General features: G+C 51.8%; 22 protein-coding genes. 6 read left to right on the top strand and 16 right to left on the bottom strand.

The window, feature by feature from the left end; all coding sequences use genetic code 11:
- Window positions 1-57 precede the first annotated feature (57 nt).
- Together O3682_RS05385 and sstT are read right to left on the bottom strand one after the other, a co-directional pair.
- A complete protein-coding gene (locus O3682_RS05385; protein ID WP_371508877.1) occupies window positions 58-1,914 on the bottom strand; it encodes an ABC transporter ATP-binding protein in 1,857 nt (618 codons plus the stop codon).
- A gap of 225 nt (window positions 1,915-2,139) precedes the next feature.
- Window positions 2,140-3,363, bottom strand: coding sequence for a serine/threonine transporter SstT (gene sstT, locus O3682_RS05380; protein ID WP_371508875.1), 1,224 nt, complete (start codon window positions 3,361-3,363; stop codon window positions 2,140-2,142).
- A 447-nt stretch (window positions 3,364-3,810) separates the two neighbouring features.
- On the opposite strand from sstT, the gene O3682_RS05375 reads away from it, so the two are divergent.
- Together O3682_RS05375 and O3682_RS05370 are read left to right on the top strand one after the other, a co-directional pair.
- Window positions 3,811-5,652 carry an autotransporter assembly complex protein TamA gene (locus O3682_RS05375; protein ID WP_371508873.1) on the top strand — a complete coding sequence of 614 codons (1,842 nt, stop codon included), beginning with the start codon at window positions 3,811-3,813 and terminating at the stop codon, window positions 5,650-5,652.
- Window positions 5,653-5,730: 78 nt separating this feature from the next.
- Entirely contained in the window at window positions 5,731-9,879 is a 4,149-nt protein-coding gene (locus O3682_RS05370) for a translocation/assembly module TamB domain-containing protein (protein ID WP_371508871.1), read from the top strand.
- 237 nt (window positions 9,880-10,116) lie between these two features.
- On the opposite strand, the gene O3682_RS05365 is transcribed toward O3682_RS05370, so the two are convergent.
- The 11 genes from O3682_RS05365 to O3682_RS05315 all read right to left on the bottom strand — a co-directional run bounded on the left by O3682_RS05365 (window position 10,117) and on the right by O3682_RS05315 (window position 17,425).
- Window positions 10,117-10,290, bottom strand: coding sequence for an anti-sigma factor family protein (locus O3682_RS05365; RefSeq protein WP_315093250.1), 174 nt, complete (start codon window positions 10,288-10,290; stop codon window positions 10,117-10,119).
- Window positions 10,291-10,302: 12 nt separating this feature from the next.
- Window positions 10,303-10,881 (bottom strand): sigma-70 family RNA polymerase sigma factor, encoded by a 579-nt coding sequence (locus O3682_RS05360; RefSeq protein WP_371508868.1) that lies wholly within the window; start codon window positions 10,879-10,881, stop codon window positions 10,303-10,305.
- Between the two features lie 142 nt (window positions 10,882-11,023).
- Window positions 11,024-11,710, bottom strand: coding sequence for an HvfC family RiPP maturation protein (locus tag O3682_RS05355; protein ID WP_371508866.1), 687 nt, complete (start codon window positions 11,708-11,710; stop codon window positions 11,024-11,026).
- Window positions 11,700-12,542: an HvfB family MNIO-type RiPP peptide maturase gene (locus O3682_RS05350; protein ID WP_371508865.1), complete on the bottom strand. Its 843-nt coding sequence runs from the start codon at window positions 12,540-12,542 to the stop codon at window positions 11,700-11,702. Before O3682_RS05350 ends, O3682_RS05355 begins: the two co-directional genes overlap by 11 nt.
- A gap of 86 nt (window positions 12,543-12,628) precedes the next feature.
- On the bottom strand, window positions 12,629-12,946 hold the full coding sequence (locus O3682_RS05345) for an HvfA family oxazolone/thioamide-modified RiPP metallophore (protein ID WP_003686668.1): 318 nt from the start codon (window positions 12,944-12,946) through the stop codon (window positions 12,629-12,631).
- A gap of 83 nt (window positions 12,947-13,029) precedes the next feature.
- Window positions 13,030-13,479: an HvfX family Cu-binding RiPP maturation protein gene (locus O3682_RS05340; protein WP_049335721.1), complete on the bottom strand. Its 450-nt coding sequence runs from the start codon at window positions 13,477-13,479 to the stop codon at window positions 13,030-13,032.
- A gap of 223 nt (window positions 13,480-13,702) precedes the next feature.
- Entirely contained in the window at window positions 13,703-16,012 is a 2,310-nt protein-coding gene (gene recQ / locus O3682_RS05335) for a DNA helicase RecQ (protein ID WP_371508863.1), read from the bottom strand.
- A 178-nt stretch (window positions 16,013-16,190) separates the two neighbouring features.
- Entirely contained in the window at window positions 16,191-16,427 is a 237-nt protein-coding gene (locus O3682_RS05330) for a zinc-ribbon domain-containing protein (RefSeq protein ID WP_101755687.1), read from the bottom strand.
- 34 nt (window positions 16,428-16,461) lie between these two features.
- Window positions 16,462-16,650 (bottom strand): peptidylprolyl isomerase, encoded by a 189-nt coding sequence (locus O3682_RS05325; RefSeq protein ID WP_371508952.1) that lies wholly within the window; start codon window positions 16,648-16,650, stop codon window positions 16,462-16,464.
- A gap of 41 nt (window positions 16,651-16,691) precedes the next feature.
- Window positions 16,692-17,027, bottom strand: a complete 336-nt coding sequence (locus O3682_RS05320; protein ID WP_049349236.1) for a zinc ribbon domain-containing protein YjdM — start codon at window positions 17,025-17,027, stop codon at window positions 16,692-16,694.
- Window positions 17,028-17,089: 62 nt separating this feature from the next.
- Window positions 17,090-17,425 carry a hypothetical protein gene (locus tag O3682_RS05315; RefSeq protein WP_371508860.1) on the bottom strand — a complete coding sequence of 112 codons (336 nt, stop codon included), beginning with the start codon at window positions 17,423-17,425 and terminating at the stop codon, window positions 17,090-17,092.
- A gap of 445 nt (window positions 17,426-17,870) precedes the next feature.
- Here O3682_RS05315 and O3682_RS05310 point away from each other — a divergent pair, with 445 nt between their 5' ends.
- Complete coding sequence (locus O3682_RS05310) at window positions 17,871-18,827, top strand: DUF2167 domain-containing protein (protein WP_371508859.1); 957 nt, start codon at window positions 17,871-17,873, stop codon at window positions 18,825-18,827.
- Between the two features lie 79 nt (window positions 18,828-18,906).
- Here O3682_RS05310 and gltX read toward each other — a convergent pair whose 3' ends face one another.
- Window positions 18,907-20,301, bottom strand: a complete 1,395-nt coding sequence (gene gltX / locus O3682_RS05305; protein ID WP_101755684.1) for a glutamate--tRNA ligase — start codon at window positions 20,299-20,301, stop codon at window positions 18,907-18,909.
- A 159-nt stretch (window positions 20,302-20,460) separates the two neighbouring features.
- Here gltX and O3682_RS05300 point away from each other — a divergent pair, with 159 nt between their 5' ends.
- Window positions 20,461-21,555, top strand: coding sequence for an ABC transporter substrate-binding protein (locus tag O3682_RS05300; RefSeq protein WP_371508858.1), 1,095 nt, complete (start codon window positions 20,461-20,463; stop codon window positions 21,553-21,555).
- A 106-nt stretch (window positions 21,556-21,661) separates the two neighbouring features.
- Entirely contained in the window at window positions 21,662-21,919 is a 258-nt protein-coding gene (locus O3682_RS05295) for a hypothetical protein (RefSeq protein WP_070504133.1), read from the top strand.
- Window positions 21,920-21,989: 70 nt separating this feature from the next.
- Here O3682_RS05295 and O3682_RS05290 read toward each other — a convergent pair whose 3' ends face one another.
- The gene (locus O3682_RS05290) at window positions 21,990-22,646 is read right to left on the bottom strand and encodes a YdcF family protein (RefSeq protein ID WP_371508856.1); all 657 of its coding nucleotides are present in this window, start codon (window positions 22,644-22,646) and stop codon (window positions 21,990-21,992) included.
- A 25-nt stretch (window positions 22,647-22,671) separates the two neighbouring features.
- Window positions 22,672-23,031: an arsenate reductase (glutaredoxin) gene (arsC, locus tag O3682_RS05285; protein ID WP_004519164.1), complete on the bottom strand. Its 360-nt coding sequence runs from the start codon at window positions 23,029-23,031 to the stop codon at window positions 22,672-22,674.
- 169 nt (window positions 23,032-23,200) lie between these two features.
- On the opposite strand from arsC, the gene O3682_RS05280 reads away from it, so the two are divergent.
- Complete coding sequence (locus tag O3682_RS05280; RefSeq protein WP_371508853.1) at window positions 23,201-23,683, top strand: TlpA disulfide reductase family protein; 483 nt, start codon at window positions 23,201-23,203, stop codon at window positions 23,681-23,683.
- The last annotated feature ends 54 nt before the right edge of the window (window positions 23,684-23,737 follow it).

Here is a 23,737-nt window from a genome sequence, read left to right as displayed (position 1 = left end):
TTAATAAAGGCCGTCTAAAAATGTTTTCAGACGGCCTTTTATCTTCTTTCAAAGCGTTTAATTGTTTTCCCACTCGACATGCTCACTCAAGAAGCCGCCGCTTTGGTGCGCCCAAAGTTTGGCGTACAGGCCTTGTTTCTCGAGCAACTCGGTGTGGCTGCCTTCTTCGATGATGCGGCCTTTGTCCAAGACGATGAGGCGGTCCATCGCGGCGATGGTGGAGAGGCGGTGGGCGATGGCAATCACGGTTTTGCCTTCCATCATTTTGTCGAGGCTTTCTTGGATGGCTGCTTCGACTTCGGAGTCGAGCGCGCTGGTGGCTTCGTCAAGCAACAGAATCGGCGCATCTTTGAGCATAACGCGGGCGATGGCGATGCGTTGGCGCTGGCCGCCGGAAAGTTTCACGCCGCGTTCGCCAACGTGTGCATCATAGCCGCGTCGGCCTTTGGCATCGCTCAAGTTAGGAATAAAACCGGCGGCCTCGGCGCGTTCGGCGGCAGAAATCATTTCGGCTTCGGTCGCATCGGGACGGCCGTAGATAATGTTGTCGCGGACGGAGCGGTGCAGCAGGGAGGTATCTTGCGTCACCAAACCGATTTGGGCGCGCAGACTTTCTTGGGTAACGCTGTCCACGTTTTGACCGTCGATCGAAATCGTGCCGCTTTGCGGTTCGTAAAAACGCAGGAGCAGGTTGACGATGGTGGATTTGCCCGCGCCGCTGCGGCCGATCAAGCCGACTTTTTCGCCGGGCTTGATGTTCAGATTAAAGCCGTTAAGGAGCGGTTTGCCTGCTTCGTAGGAGAAATCGACGTGATCAAACTTGATTTCGCCTCGGGTGACTTTCAGCGGCAGGGCTTGCGGCTTGTCGAGGATGGTGTGTGGTTTGGACAGGGTGGCCATGCCGTCGTTGACGGTACCGATGTTTTCAAACAATCGGGCAGACTCCCACATGATGTATTGCGACAAACCGTTCACACGCAATGCCATGGCCGTGGCCGTAGCTACCGCGCCTACGCCGACTTGGCCGTGATACCAAAGCCAAATACCCAAGGCGGTCGTGCCGACGGTCAGCGAGCTGTTGACGATAAAGCTGCAGGTGTGCAGCAGCGTTGCCAAACGCATTTGGGCATGGACGGTTACCATAAACTCTTCCATCGACTGCTTGGCATAAGCGGCCTCGCGTGCGCCGTGGGAGAAGAGTTTGACGGTGGCGATATTGGAATAGGCGTCGGTAATGCGGCCGGTCATCAGCGAGCGCGCATCGGCTTGGCGTGCAGCGGTTTTGCCGAGTTTGGGAATCAGGAAGCGCATAATCATCGCGAATCCAATCATCCAGCAGATAAACGGCACGATAAGCCAGGCATCGAATGAGGACAGAATCACACCGGAAGTGATGAAGTACACCAGCACATACACAACCATATCGGCGACGGTCATCACGACATCGCGCAGCGCCAGCGCGGTCTGCATGACTTTGGCGGATACGCGGCCGGCAAATTCGTCCTGATAAAAGCCTAGGCTTTGTCCCAACATCAGGCGGTGGAAATTCCAGCGCAGGCGCATGGGGAACACGCCTTGCAGGGTTTGCAGGCGCACATTGGAAGCGAAAAAGGTCCAAACGGCAAAAAATGCCACCATGGCCATCATGCCGATTAATGCATGGCCTTTTTCAACAAAAAGCGTTTGCGGCGTATAAGCGCCGAGCCAGTCGACCACCTTGCCCATAAATTGGAACATCAAGGCTTCCATGATGCCGATGCCGACCGTAAACACGGCCAACACGGCAATCCATTTGCGCACGCCTTCAATGTTGCTCCAAATAAACCGCCACAACCCTTTTTCTGGCGTTTTCGGAGCAGCTTCTGGATAAGGGTCGATACGTGACTCGAACCATGAGAATATTTTTTTAATCATTGTTTTTGCAAATGTGATAAAACGGTCAGGCCGTCTGAAAGAGGTGTTCAAATACATTCAAGACTGTATTTTACGGGAAAAATCCAACTGATGACAGCGGATACCGTCAGTCCGATCAAACCAATCTATCGGCTTGACCATCTAAAAATCCCTTTGCTTGGCATAAAACAAAGGCCGTCTGAAACTTTTCAGACGGCCTTTGCTGGATTTAGGTTGCCCTTAAAATCACTCTTTACGTTGACGGCCCAAATCGGCAGCGGCAGTAAACAAAACGTCGGTGGAAGAGTTCAACGCAGTTTCTGCAGAGTCTTGAATCACGCCGATGATGAAGCCGACAGCAACCACCTGCATGGCCACATCGTTATCGATACCGAACAGGCTGCACGCCAACGGAATCAGCAACAATGAGCCACCAGCCACACCGGATGCACCGCACGCGCTGACGGTAGCCACCAGACTCAGCAGCAGGGCAGTGGCGAAGTCAACCGTAATGCCTTGCGTGTGCGCCGCAGCCATCGCCAAAACGGTAATGGTGATTGCCGCACCAGCCATATTGATGGTTGCACCCAATGGAATGGAGATAGAGTAAGTGTCTTCGTGCAGACCCAGTTTTTTCGCCAATGCCATGTTCACAGGGATGTTGGCGGCGGAAGAACGGGTAAAGAAGGCATACACGCCGCTTTCGCGCAGGCAGGTAAACACCAGCGGGAAAGGGTTGCGGCGGATTTGCGTCCACACAATAATCGGGTTGACCACCAAAGCAATAAACAGCATACAGCCGAGCAATACGGCCAACAGCTTCATATAACCGGCAAGCGCTTCAAAACCGGTTTCCGCAATAGTAGAAGATACCAAGCCGAAAATACCCAGCGGCGCAAAACGGATAATCCATTTCACAACGGTCGAAACGGTATCGGCCAAGTCGGCCGCCACTTGGCGGGTCGTATCCGAACCGTGATGACGCAAAGCCGCGCCCAATACCAAAGCCCAAGCCAAAATGCCGATATAGTTGGCATTGGCCAGCGCGTTAATCGGGTTGGCCACCAAATTCATCAGCAGCGTTTTCAACACTTCGACAATGCCGGAAGGCGGCGCAACGGATACATCGCCTGCCGTACGCAGAATCAGCGTGGTCGGGAATGCCATACTGGCGACAACCGCCACCACAGCCGCTGCGAACGTACCGAAAATATACAAAATCAAAATCGGTTTGATGTGGGCCTGATTGCCTTTTTGGTGTTGCGCAATGGCGGCAGTCACCAAAACAAATACCAAAATCGGCGCGATAGCCTTAAGCGCACCGACAAACAGGCTGCCCAGCAGTCCTGCGCTGATACCGACTTGCGGTGAAACTGCACCCACAAGAATACCTAAAACCAAGCCGATGGCGATTTGTGCCACCAGGCTGACGCGATTGAGCGCGTTCAAAAGCGGATTGCCACTTGCCATATCCGTTCCTTCAATTTAAAGATATGTTAAAAAAGTCTTACATTCTAAAATAAAAAATCATTTGTCGGCGAGGTTTTCATGCACACCTCACAAAAACAGCATCAAAGTTTAGCATTTATGACACAGTTGGCACTTTATGCCAAAAATACGGTCAAAACTGCTCAAACCCTACTTTAAAGTATGCCCATACCGTTGCTTTACTTCTCTGTATCTTGCTTTCAGACGGCCTGAAATCTGCGCCATAAGGCCGAATACAAAGGCAACTTCATCAGTAAAAACACAAAAACATAAATATTACAATCAGATAGAAACAAACCAAAATCCGCCCTTAAGTCGCATTTTGCAACGTTATCGCGCTAAATTTCCGTTTATAACCATAGCCTGAAACCTTGTAGAAATAATGTTAAAATCCCCAAACTGAAGAATTGTCGCTGTCGAACACACATCATGACCAAACTGACCTACCCTGTTTTATTTGCATCATTGGCGCTCGCCTACGGACACGCGTTGGCAGTAGATACTTCCGTTCCCAAAGCAGAAGACTACGAAGCTGTTCCCGAATCCGAAATGCCCAAGCAGCCCAAAGACGACCAAACAGGTAAACTCAAGCCCAAATTCCCCGTCAAAATCGACACCCAAGACAGCGAAATCAAAGAAATGCTTGAAGAATACCTGCCGCTGATTACCCAGCAGCAGGAAGAAGAGCTAGACAAAGAGCAGGTCGGCTTCCTCGCCGAAGAGGCGCCCGACAACGTCAAAACCATGCTCCGGACCAAAGGCTACTTTAACAGCAACGTCAATATTCAAGACCATGGCGAAAGCTACACCGTTAACGTCACCCCTGGCCCGCGCACCAAAGTCGACAACGTCAGCGTGGCCATCCTCGGCGACGTATTGAATGACGACAACTTGGCCGAATACTACCAAAATGCGATGGAAAACTGGCAACAGCCCGTTGGCGAAAACTTCGACCAAGACGGCTGGAGTGCAAGTAAAACCTCCGTCCTCAGCGCGGTAACACGCAAAAAATACCCTTTGGCGAAACTTACCACCACCCAAGCCACCATCAATCCCAATACCCAAAAAGCCGATTTGAACGTCATCGTAGAGAGCAACCGCCCCATTTACTTTGGTGATTTCCAAATCACCGGCACACGCCGCTACCCTGAGAGCGTGGTTTCCGGCATGGCGCGCTTCCACCCTGGTTCGCCTTACGACTTAGACAAAATCCTCGACCTGCAACAGGCGCTTGAACAAAACGGCCACTATTCCGGCGCGTCCGTACAGGCCGACTTCGATCAACTGCAAGGCGACCGCGTTCCCGTCAAAATCAACGTGACCGAAGTCAAACGCCACAAACTGGAAACCGGTATCCGCTACGACTCCGAATACGGAATCGGCGGCCGCATCGCCTACGACTATTACAACCTCTTTAACAAGGGCTACATCGGTTCCATCGTTTGGGACATGGACAAATACGAAACCACGCTGGCCGCCGGTATCAGCCAACCGCGCAACAACCGCGGCAACTACTGGACCAGCAACGTTTCCTACAACCGCTCGACCACGCAAAACCTTGAAAAACGCGCCCTGACCAGCGGTATTTGGTATGTCCGCGACCGCAACAATATCGATGCCCGCTTCGGCCTCGAATTCATTACCGAAGACCGCAAAGTCCCCGACACCAGCTACGATTTGGGCCGAAGCCATGCCACCATGCTGACCGCCTCATGGAAACGGCAAAGCATCGAAACCGAGCTGCACCCTCAAAACGGCTACTACCTCGACGGCAAAATCGGGGCAACTTTGGGCAAATTCCTCTCCTCCACCCAAATGGCACGCGCCACGGCACGGGCAGGCTATTTCTTCACGCCTGAAAACAAAAAACTCGGTACATTCATCGTACGCGGACAGGCAGGCTACGTTTATGCCCGCGAAGGCGAAGAAGTGCCATCCAGCCTGATGTTCCGTACCGGCGGCGCAACTTCCGTACGCGGTTACGAACTCGACAGCATCGGCTTGGCAGGCCCCAACGGCTCCGTCCTACCGCAACGCGCCTTAGTGGTCGGCAGCCTCGAATATCAATTCCCGGTTACCAAAAGCTTCTCCGGCGCCATCTTCCACGATGTCGGCGATGCGGCAAGCAACTTCAAACACATGACCTTAAAACACGGTACCGGCTTGGGTGTGCGCTGGTTCAGCCCGGTTGCGCCGTTCTCCTTCGACATTGCCTACGGCCACCACGACAAAAAAATCCGCTGGCACATCAGCTTAGGCACAAGGTTTTAACAAACATACACCATCCATTCTTTCAGACGGCCTCAGCCATTCCAGGCCGTCTGAAAAACAGACAAACAGAAAAATATCATGACCGATACTGCAAACACTTCCACGCCGTCTGAACAACAGCCCGCCCCGCCAAAGCGCAAAAAACGCCTGTTGCGCGGCTTTGTCCTGTCCGCCTTGGGCGTATTGACCGTTTCCGCCGGCGCAATCGGCTGGCTGGTCGGTACGGAATCGGGTTTGCGTTTCGGTTTGTACAAAATCCCGTCATGGTTCGGCGTCAAAATCTCTTCGGATACGCTGAAAGGCACGCTGATTGAAGGTTTTGAAGGCGACAAATGGTTGATTGAAACAGAGGGTGCGGACATCAAAATCAGCAGCTTCCGCTTTGATTGGAAACCGTCCGAACTAACCCGTCCTTCCTTGCACATTACTGAAGTCGTGGCCGGCGACATCGCCATCGTGACCAAACGCACGCCGCCCAAAGAAGAAGAGCCTTCAAAAGGCCTGCCCGACAGCATAGACCTGCCCGTTACCGCCTATCTCGACCGTTTGGAAACCGGCAAAATCAGCGTGGGCAAGCGTTTTGACAAGCAGACCGTCTATCTCGACCATCTGCACGCAGCCTATCATTACGACAAAAAAGAACACCGCCTCCACATCAAAACCGCCGATACGCCATGGAGCAGCTCGACAGGCGCGGTGGTGCTCGGTTTGAACAAACCCTACGTCCTCAATACCGCCATCTATACCAAAGGCCAGCTTGAGGGCGAAACCCTACATGGTACGGTGCGCCTGTGGGGCAGCCTGCAAGACGTATCCACCGACTTGCTGCTCGATAGCGACAACGTTCATTTGTCGGCAAAATCCACCATTCACCCATTCGCCGACAGCCTCAATGAAACCGTCGGCGAAATCCTGATTAAAGGTTCCAACATCAATCCGCAGGCCTTCCTGCCCAGCCTGCCCAAAGCGCGCCTAAATTTCGACGCCACCACCATTCCGTCGTTTACCGACGGCGTTGCGTTGGAAGGCTCGATTGACTTGGAAAACGACCAAGCCGGTTTTGCCGATGAAAATCATATCCCCGTCAAACGCATCCTCGGCGAATTCATCGTCGACGATAAAGGCACGGTCATGATTGAAGACATCGGTGTAGATCTGCTCAAAGACGGCAGCATCGATGTATCCGGCTCAATCGATACCGCCCAAGACCAGCTCAAACTCGCACTGGGCATCAACAATACCGGCGCAGACGACTTCGTCCGTCAAAACATCGCAGGCCGTCTGAACGGCAGTATCGACGTCAAAGGCGAAACCTCCTCCCCCGTCGTCAACTGGAATCTCGACAGCGGATTTGCGCGTACAGACGGCATGCTGTTTTTCCAAACCGACAAACAGCTCGGCCAGCGCACGCTCAAGCTCGACAAAGTCCGCCTGATTCCGCAAAACGGTGGCGAACTCAACGCCAAAGGCTCGCTCGAACTCTTCAAAGACCGCAAACTGCAACTGGACATCGTCAGCAAAGCCTTCAACCCTGCGCGCATCGATCCGCAGCTTCCGCAAGGCAGCGTCAACGGCAACATCAACTTGACCGGCATACTGGCGCAAGAGAAATTCGCCGGCAAAATGCAGTTCGCACCGAGTACGCTCAACGGCGTTCCGCTCAGCGGCAAAGCCGACGTCGCCTATGAAAACAAACACCTCTCGCGCGCCCTGACCGACCTGACCCTCGGCAGCAACATCGTCAAAACCAACGGCAGCTTCGGCAAAAAAGGCGACCGCCTCAACCTCAATATTACCGCCCCCGATTTGTCGCGTTTCGGCTTCGGCTTGAGCGGCCTGCTCAACGCGCGCGGCTACATCTCCGGCAGTTTTTCAGACGGCCTCAAAACCCTTGAAGCCGATTTGAACGGCGAAGCGCGCAACTTCAAAGTCGCCGATGCCGTCAACATCCGCACCCTCGACTTCAAGCTCAAAGGTTCGCCCGACACCAACCGTCCGTTGAGTGCCGATATTAAAGGCGAACACATCGCTGTATCCGGCGGCGCGGCCATGATTGACAACGTCAACCTGCTCATCAGCGGCACAGGCTCACACCACCACATCCGCGGCAACAGCAGCATGGCTGTGGACAACAAACGCTATAAGCTCGACCTCGACGCCACCGGCGGCCTCAACAAAGACCAAACCCAATGGAAAGGCACGGTCGACACGCTCGACATCAGCGGCGCGTTCAACCTCAAACTGCAAAACCGCCTCAATCTCGAAGCCGGCAGCGAACGCGTTTCCCTCAGCAGCGCACGCTGGGCGGCTATGGGCGGCAGCCTCAACCTGCAAAATTTCGTTTGGGACAAAAAAGCCGGCATTACCAGTAAAGGCAGCGCACAAAATCTGCACATTACCGAATTGCACAACTTCTACACTCCGCCCATCGAACACAACCTCGTCTTGGGCGGCGACTGGGATTTGGCGTACAGTCAAAACGCGCGCGGCTTCCTCAACATCAACCGTCAAAGCGGCGACATCATCTTGCCGAACAAAGACCCGAAAAACAAACAGCCTTTGGGGCTTTCCGCACTCGCCCTGCGTACCCGTTTCCAAAACGGCCGCATCGACAGCACGCTGGAAGGCAATACCCGCTTCGGCAAAGTTGACGGCACGCTCGGCATCGCCCAGCAGTTCGGCAACAACATCAACAACGCCCCTGTCAGCGGCAAAGTCAATATCAGCGTTCCCGATTTAGGCTCGCTCAAATCCTTTATGCCGGCGACAGCCCAAGGCATTGCAGGTCGTCTGAACGCGACCGCCACCATCGGCGGCCGACTCGGTTCGCCCACCGTCAACAGCAACCTCGACCTCCAAACCAATTACGGCCGTGCCAACGGTACTGTCAACATCGGTCAAGGCACCAGCTTCGATACCGCCCCTATGAGCGGCAAGCTTAACCTGAACGTTGCCAACCTCGAAGTCTTCCGCAACTTCCTGCCCGTCGGCCAAACCCTCAAAGGCCGTCTGAACGCCGCCATCAACTTGGCAGGCCGTCTGAACGATCCGCAACTGAGCGGCCTGATTAACGGCGACAACCTCTATTACCGCCATCAAACCCAAGGCCTGATTCTCGACAACGGCGTATTGCGTTCACGCCTGCAAGGTCAAAAATGGGTCATCGACAGCCTCAAATTCCACCGTGGCGGCACGATTGAGCTCAAAGGCGCGGTCAACCTTGCCAACGCCAACCCCGATGTCGACGTGGACATCGTCTTCGACAAATACCGCACCCTCTCGCGTCCAAACCGCCGACTGCAGCTCTCCGGCGCGGCCAAAGTCCTCTACAATCCGGGAAAAGGCGTATCGCTCAACGGCACGCTCAATACCGACTACGGTATGTTCGGTTCGCAAAAATCCTCCATGCCGACCCTCGACGATGATGTGGTTGTATTGGGCGAAACCCCAAAAGAAGCAACGGCCACCACGCCGATTAATATGAACCTTGTCTTGAATATCAACGACAATGTCCGTTTTGTCGGCTACGGCGCAGACGTTACCATCGGCGGCAAACTGGCCATCACGTCCCGTCCGAGCGAAGCCGTACAAGGCGTTGGTACCGTGCGCGTTGTCAAAGGCCGCTACAAAGCCTACGGCCAAGACCTCGACATCACCAAAGGATCGGTTTCCTTTGTCGGCCCGCTGACTAATCCAAACCTCAACATCCGTGCCGAACGCCGCCTCTCCCCAGTCGGCGCGGGCGTCGAAGTCCTCGGCAGCCTCAACAATCCGCGCGTGACCTTGGTTGCCAAAGAAGCCATGAGTGAAAAAGACAAACTCTCCTGGCTCATCCTCAACCGTGCCAGCAGCGGCAGCGACGGCGACAACGCCACGCTCTCTGCTGCCGCCAGCGCGCTGCTTGCCGGCCAAGTCAACGACCGCATCGGCCTTGTGGATGATTTGGGCTTTACCAGCAAACGCAGCCGCAATGCCCAAACCGGCGAGCTCAACCCTGCCGAACAAGTCCTGACCGTCGGCAAACAGCTCACCAACAACCTCTACGCAGGTTACGAATACGGCATTTCCAGCGCCGAACAATCCGTCAAACTCGTGTACCAACTGACCCGCGCCATCCAAGCCGTTGCCCGCATCGGCACGCGCTCCTCCGGCGGCGAGTTGAAATACACCATCCGCTTTGACAACTGGTTCGGCAAAGACGAACCCGAGCCGGAAGAACAACACTAAAAGCCGTGAAAAAGGCCGTCTGAAATTCATCTTTCAGACGGCCTTTATCTTGTTCTGCCGTATCAAAATCCGCAGCCATGCCTCAAAAGGCAAAGGCTAACGGCGCAAGTTTGAAAACAGATACTGCTAAAAAAGTGAGCTGTAAACCATATCTTATTCAAGATTAGCGATAAATAAGCAGATACAAAAAGGCCGTCTGAAACTGACAGGGGTAGGTTTCAGACGGCCTTTTTTTAATCATCGAAACATCTTGTGCATGGCGTTGCTGATTAATTCGAGCTGTTTCTTATATTCGCGGCAACGGGGGCAGAGCGACAGGTGGACGGCAAGGGCAATGCGGTTAAAAAGACTGAGACGTACTTGGTCTTGCTGTTTGGAAATCAGATCGGTCATTTTGCGGCATTTTTTCATGGCATTTTCCTGTCAGGCATGGGAGAACCATTTGATTTGCAGGCACTGGCGCAAGGTTTCGCGCGCGCGGTGCATGATGGTGTGGTAGTTGGCATGGCTGATGCCGCATTGTTCGCGGATTTCATCGCTTGAAAAGCCGAGAATCTCTTTCATGGTAAACACACGGGCGGTATTTTCCGGCAGATGGTAGAGGCAGGTCTGCAAAACTTGGTAGAACTCTTTATTGTTCAAACTGGCTTCGGGCGAGTCCCAACCCTGAGGCTGTCCTTCGTCCGTCCAATGCCCGTCGGCGGCAAAATGTCCTTCAAAGGATTCATCCAAAGCTTCTTCGTCGCGCGTGACGAAAACTTGGCGTTGCCGTCCGATTTGGCGCAGGCAGTCGGTAATTTTGTTTTTTAAGATTGCAAACAGCCAGCTGCTCACTTGGGCGTCGCCTTTGAAACCCTCGGCCGCACGGTAGGCGGAAAGCATGGTTTCCTGTACGAGGTCTTCCGCCAAATCGGGGCGGTCGGGCAGCTGGATCTGGGCAAAGCGCAGCAGCAACTTGCGGGATTCGGCAAGCTCGGCATCGGTCAGTTCGGGTAGAGCCATAATGTATCAGTATGAAAGGAATGATCAATATGCTTCTGATTTTACGCTGATACGGCAAGAGTATGCGATTGAATCTATAAACGATTTCAGTAGTATTTTTGTTTCGCCGAAACCGACTGCGCCCGTTTCAGACGGCCTTGGTTTATGCCGCAATCAAAATGCCCTGTTCCAACCATTCCGTCCATTTTTGCCTTAATGCGTCCTGCCAAGTGTTTTCAGACGGCATGAACTCTGCCAGCATGGTTTGCAGGCCGTTTAGGGAAGCGGGCATTTCTGCCAGTGTTTCCAGCAATAATGCGCCGAATCCATCAAGCGTTTGATACATCACGTCGTCTTCCTTATCGCGCCACACCAAAACAGCAGTTTCCGCCTCCTGCAATTCGTCCATCACATCATACTGATAACGGCGCACAAAGGCGGCGGGAGAAAGGGTGTAGGTTAAATCGTCTGAATCTGTATGGACTGCTTGGCTGTCGGTTTGCGCGGTTTCGGCGAGCAGCTGGGTGTGTTCAAAGTCCATCAATGCCAAGAGGTCGTCTGAAAGCGGCAGGCTTTGGCAATATTGGAGGAACTCGCCGGGGATTTCTTGAAAATAGGGCGTTTGAGCGCGTGCGTCGCGGATGAAACCTTCTTTCAGACGGCCCCATTCTTCGCTGTCAAAGTATTGCAGCGTTTCGGTATAGCAGCGGTCGATAAAGCTGTGAATATTGTTGCGTATCAGGCGGATATAGACATTCAGGCGCTCTTGCGGCAATCCGTCTGCAGCTTTGCCTTCGCGTATGGCTTGGGCAAAGCGGTGTTGGTATTGGGCGGAGGTTTCAGGCTGCACGGCGGTATTCCTTTCCGGCACGCATTTGATAGTCGGCGATTTTAGCGACTTCGGCTTCGAGTTCAGCAAAAGGCGGGAAATTGAAATCGCGTTCCAACAGGGTGGGCGGGATGGTCGGCAGTTTGGCATAGGCCAGTTCGAGTAAATCCCAAACGGTCGGCAATACCGCCGCGCCATGCGTATCAATCAACAATTCCGGCGTTTCGACGTCATGCCCGGCAATATGGATATAGCACACGCGCCCTGCGTCCACATTTTCTAAAAAGGCTTCAGGCGACAACAGGCCGTGATTGACGGCGTTGACGTAAATATTGTTCACATCCAAATGAATACCGCAGTCGGCTTCACGGGCAACGGCATTGAGGAACTCAACCTCGTTCATCTCGGCAAGCGGAGAATGCAGGTAGTAGGAGGTGTTTTCCACGGCAATACGGCAGCCCAACCGATCCTGCACTTCGCGGATACGCCGCGCGGTATGTTTCACCATCTCATCAGTGAAAGGCAGCGGCAACAAATCGTAAAGATGACCGCCGTCGTGGCAGTAGCTCAAATGGTCAGAGAAAAACGTGCAGTCATAACGGCGCATCATTTCTTTGATTCCGTCTATCAAGGCGGTATCCAGCGGGGCTTGTCCGCCCAATGACATGGATAATCCGTGCAACGCCAGCGGCAGCCGTTCCGCCACGCGGTCAAACTGTTTGCGCGCCCTGCCGCCCATTTTCAGCCAGTTTTCGGGGGCGGCTTCGATAAAGCGTATCGGGCTGTCGTCTGAAAGCGAGAGGAAGTCTTCCGCCAAGTCGCGGCGGTAGCCCAAGCCTGCGTATTGAATCATGGTGATGTCCTGTTATGGTGCCGTATGAACGACAAAGTCGCATTTTCGTTTGTAAAATGCGACTTTGTTAAAGGTATGTTGCAGGATTATTTAGAACCGCATTTACCTTCGCCGCATTTGCCTTCTACTACTTTGGCAGCTTTGGCTTTAGATGCTTTGCCTTTTTTAGCGTGAGTTTTTTCCACGGTTGAACCGCATTTGCCTTCGCCACATTTGCCTTCGCTTGCTTTAGAAACAGCGCTTGCACCGCATGAACCTTCACCGGCTTTAACCGCACCGCAAGAGCCTTGAGCAGATTTCTGAACACCTGCTTTGCTGCTTAACGGTTTATCAGCGGCAACAACGCCGGCAGCCAGAGACAGGGACAGCGCACCGGCCAAAGCAGCAGCTACATTTTTTTTCATTTTAACTTCCTTTTTAAAATACGAGTTTAAATAAATCAAGGGATAATATCGGGCATTTAAAGTCGGCCCGCGACCGTTAATCCTTAAAGAAAATGCTTGATGCGACAACAGCGTTTCTTCAGCAGGGCATCCAAAGACAGACGGCCTGCGCCCTGCAATAGGACAGGAAATAAAACCACCAAATAAATCAGTGCCATTTTATAACCGTTGTCGCACACATTGTACCCCAAGCCGGCATGTACCGCAGACCATGCGACAGCCGTCACGACCATCAATCCCAGCGCGGACAGCCGCGTTGCCAAGCCGACGATGAGCAGCGCAGGCAAAACCAGTTCCGCCCACATGGCCAAATTCCAGTTGACCGTATCCGGCAACAAATTGAACGGAAAGGGAAATTGGCTGTTGATATCTGCAAACCAGTTTTCCCCGTTCCATTTTTCCAAGCCGGACTCAAGAAATTCATACGCGGCAAAAAGCCTGAGCGTCAACAAGCCGAAAGCGGCCTGCCAAGAGGGGTTGGATGAGGTGTTCATTTATTTTCCTTATCGATGTGTGTTGAATGGGATGGGACGAAAAATCAATCGGCACCACCCATATTTCATGCCTGTTTAGACGTGATGGCCTCAAAAAACTGACACATTCAATACAAATATTTTCTTATTTATTGTTTTATAAAGATTAAAAATTCAAAAAGGCCGTCTGAAACACCATACTTGATTGGGTTTCAGACGGCCTTTAACGATAAAACACGGTCAATCAATCCGCTTGTTTGCACAATTCGACAATTTCTGCGCCGTATTTGTCGGTTTTCTCCTCATTCATGCCGTGGATTTCCGCCAACTCCGCCAAATCTTGCGGCCGTCGGGCGGCAATCACGCGCAGGGTAACTTTGCTGCATATCTGATAGGCTTCGAGGCCTTCATGGCGGGCAGTATCGATGTTCCACTGAAGCAGACGGCGCATCAATCGGCGTTTGCGTTTATCCTCTTCGCTCAGGCCGTCTGAAAACGGGCGGCAGATGTTTAAAATGCCCTCTCCGTATTGCTCGATGCGTTTTTCGCCGAGTTTATACACGCCCAAAAGGTCGATGGGTTCGGCAGGCGTATTGGTCAGCAAGTCGTCCATGCTTTCGTTGGAGAATACCGTCCCAAGCGTTACTTGATCGGTACTTGCCTGCTGCTCGCGCCAAGTTTCCAAAGCCTGTTTTAAGGCCTGTTCACGCTCGTCCAAATTGTGGATAACTTGTGCGCTGTCTGTGGAAACCGTACCGGCTTCGGCCGTTTCGCAAACGTCGAGTATCTCCAAACCGAATTTATTGATTTTCGCCTCGCCCAAGCCGTAGATTTGATGTAAATCTTCCAAACTTCTGGGCATTTTTTCGACAATATCGCGCAAGGTTTTGTCGCCGCAAACCACATAGGCAGGCACTTCCTCTGCCCGGGCGCGTTGTTGCCGCCATTGGCGCAATGCCTGCCACAAACGCTCTTCGCGCTCGGTGCGTAACCAATCGTCTTTCGGCTTTTGGGTGGCCGTTTTTTCGCGGCGCAGGGGACGCAGCATGACTTCGGTTTCGCCCTTGAGGACTTTTTTTGCCGCTTCGGTCAGCTGTAGGGCTTGATGTTGCTCGACATTGACGGTGAGATAGCCCAGGCTGATGCACTGGCGGATGACGCTGCGCCATTCCTTGTCGGTCTGTTCGCTGCCGATGCCGAATGTGGATAACTTGTCATGGCCGTTGCGCTGTATCCAGTCATCGCTTTTGCCGCGCAAAAGGTTGGTGATGTAACCGGCGGCAAAACGTTGTCCGGCGCGGTACACGCAGCTGAGTAATTTTTGCACCAACACCGTACCGTCAAACCGTACGGGCGGATGCAGGCAGTTGTCGCAATGGCCGCAGGGTTCGGATTCTTCGCCGAAATGTTTGAGCAGCAGTACGCGGCGGCAGGCGGCAGTTTCGCAGACGGAAAGCATGGCATCAAGTTTTTGCATTTCGATTTGCTTTTGCACCTCGTCGCTGTTGCCTTCGGCAATCCGTTCGCGCAGCAACACCCAATCGTTCAAGCCGTAACACAGCCAGCTCACGGCAGGCAGCCCGTCCCGGCCGGCGCGCCCCGATTCCTGATAGAAATGTTCGACACTCTGGGGCATATCGAGATGGGCGACAAAGCGCACGTCGGGTTTGTCTATGCCCATGCCGAACGCCACGGTCGCCACCACAATAATATTGTCTTCATGCGTAAAGCGGCGTTGGTTTTCCTCGCGCACGTCCATGCTCAAACCGGCATGATACGGAATCGCCTCCAAGCCGTTTTCACACAAAAACTGCGCCACATCCTCGACTTTTTTACGGCTTAGGCAATACACAATGCCGCTTTGCCCATGCATCTGCTTGCGGATGAAATCCAGCAATTGTTTTTTGCCATTGTTTTTCTCGATAACCTGATAATAAATATTCGGGCGGTCAAAGCTGGAGATAAATTCGGGCGCATTGTCCAAGTGCAGATAATGCTTGATGTCGGCGCGCGTGGCCGCATCGGCGGTAGCGGTCAGGGCGATGCGCGGGATGTTCGGATAGCGCTCGGCAAGCATGCCGAGCTGTTGATATTCAGGGCGGAAATCGTGTCCCCATTGGCTGACGCAATGCGCCTCATCAATGGCAAACAGGCTGACGGTTTGTTGGTCGAGAAAACGTAAAAAGCGGTCGGTAACCAAGCGTTCCGGCGCGACATAAAGCAGTTTCAGACGGCCTTGGGCAAGCTTGTCGGCAATCTCGCGCGCCTCATCTGCCGATGTGCTGCTGTTGACTGCCGCCGCTTCAATCCCGGCCACATGCAGGCTGGCCACTTGGTCGTTCATCAGCGCAATCAGCGGCGATACGACAACCGCCACGCCTTCGCGCATCAGCGCCGGAATCTGGTAACACAAAGACTTGCCCCCGCCCGTCGGCATCAGCACCATCAAACTCTCGCCACCGGCCAAAGCATTGACGATAGCCTCCTGCTTGCCACGAAATTCGGGATAACCGAATACTTCGTGCAAAATCTGTTTGGCGGTCGACTGAGGCATAATGGTTCCGTAGAATAGGGGAAAGCGTTATTTTAACGGTTTTACACCCGCGTATGTGCGGAACATTTTGCCGCCGCTTTTTCAGACGGCCTTTCAGGTTAACCTTCCGAAAGAATGTTTTGTTTTTTAAATACAAGAGTAAGAGGCATGTAATTTCATGACCAGCCTCTTTTTAATCTTAATAATTTAAATATTCATTAATTTCTTGTTTTTCAATTTCTTTACCGCGTTGGCAAACTGGGCATAGGACGTAATATTTTTTTCCATAAGGAATAAGAGGAATCCAGTAGAGGGAAAATTTTCGACCCGTCTCAATAATTTCCCAAGGAGCGGTTTGTTGACAGTTTCCGCATTGGATAACAGACTGAGTATGTCCTAGTTCTTTTTGATAGCCTTTATAGCCCCAGATAATCATATGTATTACTTTCCTTTCTTATTTAAACTGAAAATTATTTATTGAAGTCGTAATCTTTGATAACTTCGATCTTTTCAATTTTAATCTCGTTTTTGGGTTTGGTGTTTTTACCAGTTTGGCTCTCGATAATCTTACCCACAATATCCATGCCATTTATGACTTGACCAAAGACAGTATAATCACCATCTAAAGCAGAATTTCCGCCTTTCTTGTAGGCTTCAATAATCTGAGCAGGATATTTATTTTTAGATAAAAATAAAATCTTTAGGCTTTTTTGACGAACTCAGATTTCAAGTTCATCGCGCTGCCATCGATTTTGCAACCGATATTGTGGTCGCCCTCTTGCAGGCGGATGCCTTTGACTTTGGTGCCTTGCTTGATGACCATAGAGCTGCCTTTGACTTTCAGATCTTTAATCAAGACAACCGTATCGCCATCTTGCAAGACTGCGCCGTTAGCATCTTTGACTTCCAAGGCATCATCGCCGGTAGCGGCAGCATCGGCCTCGTTCCACTCATGGGCGCACTCAGGGCAAACGTATTGAGCGCCGTCTTCGTAAGTGTATTCGGAGTGGCATTTCGGGCAGGGAGGTAGGGACATGAGGTTTCCTTATAAAGATGATAAAAGAAGCGTAAAACGCAAATAATACAATGTCTAAATTATTACTTCGCCTTGCTGCCGCCTACGCCGTAAACGGCATTCCAAGCCGCGTCCAACATTTGGCCGGCTTGTTGCAGCTTGGCATTTTGCTGCTCTTTCTGAGCCAAAGCCGTCTGAATTTCGCCTTTCAAACGGTCAATATCGGATTGAGCCGCCTGCAAACGGCGCTGCGCGCTTTCCAAATCACTTTGCAGGGAAATGATTTTGCTGTCGTTGCTGTTTTGCTCATGCAAAGCGGCACGGTAAACCGATTGGACGGACAGCAAACGGTCTTCCGCCTCACCGGCATACGCGGCGGCGGCAGATAGCATCATCAGGGTAAGTAAGGTTTTTTTCATGGGTTTTCCTTTAAAGTTGTTTGATTGGTAAAGTAAAGCGCAGAGCCGGTTTTTCAGCCGCCAAGTTTACATAATATGCTTGTTGGTCTTTGTTCTTGATGGTTTATTTTATCCAATCCGGACATTCAGGCTGCCGATAAAAGTTAATTCAATCAACTGTTGTGACAGGCAGGCGGCTATTATTTTCTCATATTCTCCGCCTTATTCCATTATTTTCTGGTTTTATTAGAAAAGGCCGTCTGAAAAATTTTCAGACGGCCTTTTTGAATTTCACAACGATTGCTCTGCCTCTCGTCAAAAAGCTTTCCTGTATTTTTTAAATTACAGTCATATTTAAATATGTAAATATGATTTATTTATTGTAAAATTTACCCTTTAGTCATGCCGGAGCATATGGTGTTGCGGCTGTCTGCATCTTTTTTAATTCTTCTTCCATGAGAACCCTATGATGAAAAGCAACCGTCTCGCCTATGCCGTTTTGGCAGCCCTACTATCTATCCAAACCCTGCCGGCTTCTGCAGCCAACGCTGATACCGCCTCTGCCGTCGAGGTATCCGGGCAAGAAGCGCAACAAGCCTCAGATTCTATCGCGAACTACGTTGATGACGAGATCGTCCAAGGCCCGGCAACCGTTGATTTGGGCAATCAGGCCAAACTGAAACTGCCTGCAAAAATGATCTTTGTGAAAAAAAATCGCGCCAACGCCATGATGAGGGAAGCAGGCAACGCCACAGATCCCAACCGCTACGGCTTAATTCTCCCCGAGGCGGAAAACGAGGACGGTGATACTAATTGGATGGTAGACCTAACCTTTACCGATTCCGGCTATATCAAAGACGATGATGCCAAAGAATGGGATGTTGAGGCCATGCTCGAGCAGCTGAAAGAAGGCACCGAGGAACAAAATAAAGAGCGTGCCTCCCGCAACCTGCCGGAATTGGAAACACGCGGCTGGGTAGAAAAACCGCAATATGATGCAAAGACCCATCGTCTGATTTGGTCGATTGACGTTTTGAATAAAAACGAACCCGATCCCAATCCTGCCATCAACTACAATACTTTCCAGCTGGGACGCGAAGGCTATATTGAATTGACTATGATCACCGATTTGAAAAGCATAGATCAATACAAACCTATTGTGCAAGAATTGTTGGGCAATATCGAATTCAACGAGGGCAAGCGTTATAGCGATTTCAATGCGGCAACCGACAAAGTGGCCGAATATGGACTGGCTGCCTTGGTTGGCGGTATCGCTGCAAAAAAACTGGGATTATTAGCTTTGGCCGGCGCATTACTGGCTAAATTCGGCAAACTGATTATTTTCGGTGCTGTTGCAGCAGGTGCATTGTTTAAAGGCCTATGGCGCAAAAAAGATAAAAACAAACCGAACGAAGAAGAATAAATAAATCCTGTTCAAAATAAAAAGGCCGTCTGAAAACTTGGCATTCCCAGTTTTCAGACGGCCTTTTATCATTCATGCCTTACGAACGGATCCGTTTCAACACTTCTTCTTTGCCGATTAATGCCAATACGGCATCGACGCTTGGGGTTTTTGCCGTACCGCAGACAGCGAGGCGCAGGGGCATACCGAGTTTGCCCATTTTGATGCCTTCTTCGTCGCAGAAAGGTTTGAAGAGGTCGTGGATGGCTTCGGCGTTCCAGTCTTCCAGCCCTTCGAGGCGTTCGGCAAAGCGCAGCATACGGGCGGCAGCTTCGTCGTCCCAGTGTTTCTGCACGTCCGCTTCGGCAGGGGTTTGTTTGACGTAGAAGTAGAGGCACTCGTCGGCAAGCGTGTTCAGGTCTTGGGCGCGGTCTTTGACCAATGCCAACACGTCTTCCAAAGCAGGCTTGCTTGTTTCGTGGATATCGCGCAGGGCGAGGCGCGGTTTCACCATTTCGGCCAGTTTTTCGTTGGCGGTGATTTTGATGTGTTCGCCGTTAATCCAGTAGAGTTTCTTCAAGTCCATGCGGCTTGGAGATGGGGAAACATCTTTCAAATCAAACCATTCGATGAATTGTTCCATCGTGAAGAACTCGTCGTCGCCGTGTGCCCAGCCCAAGCGTGCCAGATAGTTGAGCATGGCTTCGGGCAGGATACCCATTGCGCCGAAATCGGTAATAGCAACGGTATCACCGCTGCGTTTGGAGATTTTTTTGCCTTGTTCGTTAAGAATCATCGGCAGGTGGCCGTATTCAGGCAGGGTGGCGCCAATGGCTTTTAATATGTTGATTTGTTTCGGGGTATTGTTCACATGGTCGTCACCACGGATAACGTGGGTAATGCCCATGTCGTAGTCGTCCACGACAACGCAGAAGTTGTAGGTCGGCGTGCCGTCGGCGCGGGCGATAATCAGGTCGTCAAGTGCTTCATTGGGGATAGAGATTTCGCCTTTGACCAAGTCCGTCCATTTAGTCACGCCGTCCAAAGGCGTTTTGAAGCGGACGACGGGTTGCACGTCGGCAGGGATTTCGGGCAGAGTTTTGCCTTCTTCCGGACGCCAACGGCGATCGTACGTCGCCGTGCCTTCTTTTTCTGCTTTCTCCCGCATGGCTTCCAGCTCTTCTTTGCTGCAATAGCAGTAGTAGGCATGGCCTTTTTCTAAAAGTTCGGCGATGACTTCTTTATAGCGGTCGAAACGGCGGGTTTGGTACACGACGTTGTCGGCGTTGTCGTAGTTCAGGCCGACCCATTTCATGCCGTCGAGGATGATGTTGACGGATTCGGCAGTAGAGCGCGCCAAGTCGGTGTCTTCGATACGCAATAGGAACTCGCCTTTATGATGGCGGGCAAACGCCCATGAAAACAAGGCGGTGCGTACGCCGCCGATGTGCAGGTAGCCGGTGGGGCTGGGGGCGAAACGGGTTTTGACGGTCATGATGGCTCCAAAGTCTTTGAAAACAGGTATTTTACTTTTTCGGCAAGGTTTAAACAATGTACGGCCGTCTGAAAATAATGTCAGCGCAGAAGGACCATCTGGGAACTTTTCTCCTGAAAACAAGACAAATGATAATTATTTCTTTGAAAGTATCCGCTTATGAACAAACGCGCTTTATTTACCGCCCTCGCCCTCCTGCCCCTTTTTGCCCAAGCCGAAATCAAAACTATCAAAGACGTATTGGGACGCGAAGTCAAAGTCGATGTCCCTGTCAAACGCGCGGTTTTGGCGTTTTACTATCCCGACTATATCGCGGTAACGGGCGCGGACAAATTTAAAAACGTCATCGGCATTTCGCGTGAGTTTTGGGAGAAATTCAATCCCGGCAGCTGGGCGATGTTCAAACAGAAGCTGCCTACGCTGCAAAACATTGCGGACATCGGCAACATCAGCACCGGCACGTTTTCACTGGAGAAAACGCTCGCGCTCAAGCCGGACGTATTGATTCTGGCCGACTGGCAGTATAAGGCCATCGCCACCCATCTGCCGCGCATTAAAGCGGCAGGCATACCCGTCGTCGTGGTCGATTTCAACGCCGAAACCGTCGCGCGGCACACGCGCAGTGCGGAAATTTTCGGCGAACTCAACGGTACGCAGGCGCGCGCCCAAAAAATTGCCGCCGAATACGCCCGAGGCATTGCCGACATCCAAAAACGCGTCGCGCGTGCCAAGCAGTCCAAACCGAAAATCTATATCGAGTTCGGCGACAAAGGCCCGTCCGAATACAGCTACACCTTCGGCAAAGATATGTGGGGCGCGATTGCCGACACAGCAGGCGGCAACAATATCGCCGCGCCTTACGTTAAAAACTGGGGACCGATAAACCCTGAAAAATTCCTGACGGCCAAACCCGACGTCATCGTCATTTCGGGGACGGAAAACGGCCATAAAGACAAGCCTGGCATTATGGCGATGGGCATAGGCATCAGCCAGGCCGATGCGCAACGCCGCCTGGCCGGATTTGTCAACCGCAAAGGCTGGGCAGACATTCCTGCCGTCAAAAACAAACGCGTTTACGGCATCTACCACACCGCCTCCCGCTCGCTCACCGATTTGGCCAGCGCGCAATTTATCGCCAAAACCCTGTATCCGCAACAGTTTGCCAACATAGACCCAAACAAGACCTATCTGGACTTCTACCGCAAATACCTGCCCGTCGTGCCGGACGGTACGTTTTACATCCGATTGAAATAGCGGCTGCAAAAATCATAGGTTCAGGCCGTCTGAATATGTATGCTATACTAATAAGGCTTTATTATGTATAATTATTATTCTTTTTATTTAATGTATTGGACAAGATATGACTGAACAAAACCAAATCGGCCATCAACAGGCTCCGATTGTAAGCGTCAAAGAATGGTTGATAACAAACTTGATTTTGATGATTCCGCTGGTCAATATAGTTATGATGCTTGTATGGGCATTCAGCTCAAACACCAATCCGAATAAAGCCAATTATTTCAAGGCTGCCTTGATTCTGTTTGCCATCGTAATGGTAATTTATCTGGTACTGGCTGTAGTCTTATTTGGCAGTGTAGCTGCAAATCAATATCAATAAGTAAGCATACATTTAGGCCGTCTGAAACCTAAAAGGATTCAGACGGCCTTTTACATGGATTACCGAAAGCTCAAGCACCTATCCAATTCCAAACTGCATCGCTCCATTTGCCGATACGGTAGAGAAACAATGAATAGCTCTCCTGCATCAGAAACTTGGCTTTCTTGCTGCGCTCGTCAAAGCGCGTGGTCGGGGTGGCGGAGAACTGCGCGTCTGACAAGCCCAAATCGGCGGCCATTTCTTCGGCGCGCGCCAAATGATACGGGTCGCTGACAACGATAATGCTGCCGACTCCGTTGGCGTGCATGATGGGGACGATATTGCGTAGGTTTTCGTAAGTGTTGCGCGACGTGTTTTCAAACAGGATATTGTGCGCCGGTATGCCCTGCTTGAGCGCGTATCGGCGCCCCACTTCGGCTTCGGTCATGAATCCTTTTTTGGGCGTACCGCCGGTAAAAATGATTTTGCCGACCCGATGGCTTTGGTAGAGCGTAATGGCGTGGTTGATGCGCTCACGGAATACCGGCGACGGGCGTTTGTCCCACGCCGCCGCACCCAACACCACCGCCGCATCGGCATGAGCGTCCTTCGGCAAGGTTTGCAAACCTGTCCGGTAAATCTGCCATGTGCCGCTCAAAAAAATACCGCACACCAGCAAAACGCTCAAAGCAAGGCCGCGAAACAGGTAATATCGCAGGCCATTGCGGCTTTTAAGCAGGGAAATCATCTTCAGACGGCCTTATCCAACCCCATCAGCCGAGTAGGGCGGCAATGTTTTCCAACGGACGGCCGATGGCTGCGCGCGTAGGCGTTACCAAAACGGGACGCTCGAGCAGGGCGGGGTGTTCGGCGATTGCCTGAAGCAGGGCGGCATTGTCCAAATCGGGATTGTCCAAACCCAATTCTTTGTACAAATCGTCTTTCGTGCGCATCATGCCGCGCACCGATTCGATACCAAGTTTGGCAAACATATCCTGCAAAGTCGCCAAATCAGGCGCAGTATCCAGATATTTGACCACGTCGGCAGCAACGCCTTTTTCTTCGAGCAAAGCCAGCGCGGCACGCGATTTGCTGCAACGCGGGTTGTGATAAAGTGTGAATTCAGACGGCATGAAAGTCTCCGTATTATTGCAAAATCATTCAATGATGGCAGTTATTATCGTCTGCAACTGATTTTTACTCAAACTTTTTACTTGATATCTTGATATGAATCGGTAGGCATACCCACCAAACCGTTTTACAATAAACACAATTTCGATTGGCAACCTCAAGGATACAACCATGAAAGCCTTAACCGCCCTTCTACTGTCCGCCACCGTTTTTACCGCTGCGCCGGCCTTTGCCGCCGATGAAACGGCAGGTTGGCAGGACAACAAACTGCAAAGTCTGGAATCGCTCAAAGCCCCCGTGCGCGTGGTCAACCTTTGGGCAACCTGGTGCGGCCCCTGCCGTAAAGAAATGCCCGCCATGTCGGCATGGTACAAAGCACAGAAAAAAGGCAGCGTCGATATGGTCGGCATCGCGCTGGATACCACTGACAACATCGGCAAGTTCCTGAAACAAACGCCGGTCAGCTACCCGATTTGGCGTTATACCGGCGCCAACAGCCGCAACTTCATGAAAGCCCACGGCAACAACGTCGGCGTATTGCCCTTCACAGTCGTCGAAGCGCCGAAATGCGGCTACAAACAAACCATCACCGGCGAAGTCAACGAAAAAAGCCTGACCGCCGCCGTAAATTTGGCCAAAACCAAATGTAAATAAAACAGCGGATAGGGTGCTTAACCTACGCTGATACCGAGGCCGTCTGAAACCCAA

Source organism: Neisseria sp. 27098_8_112, from assembly GCF_041433235.1.
Lineage (GTDB): Bacteria > Pseudomonadota > Gammaproteobacteria > Burkholderiales > Neisseriaceae > Neisseria.
Note: the sequence above shows the minus strand (reverse complement) of the source record. Positions and strands in the feature narration are given on the sequence as shown.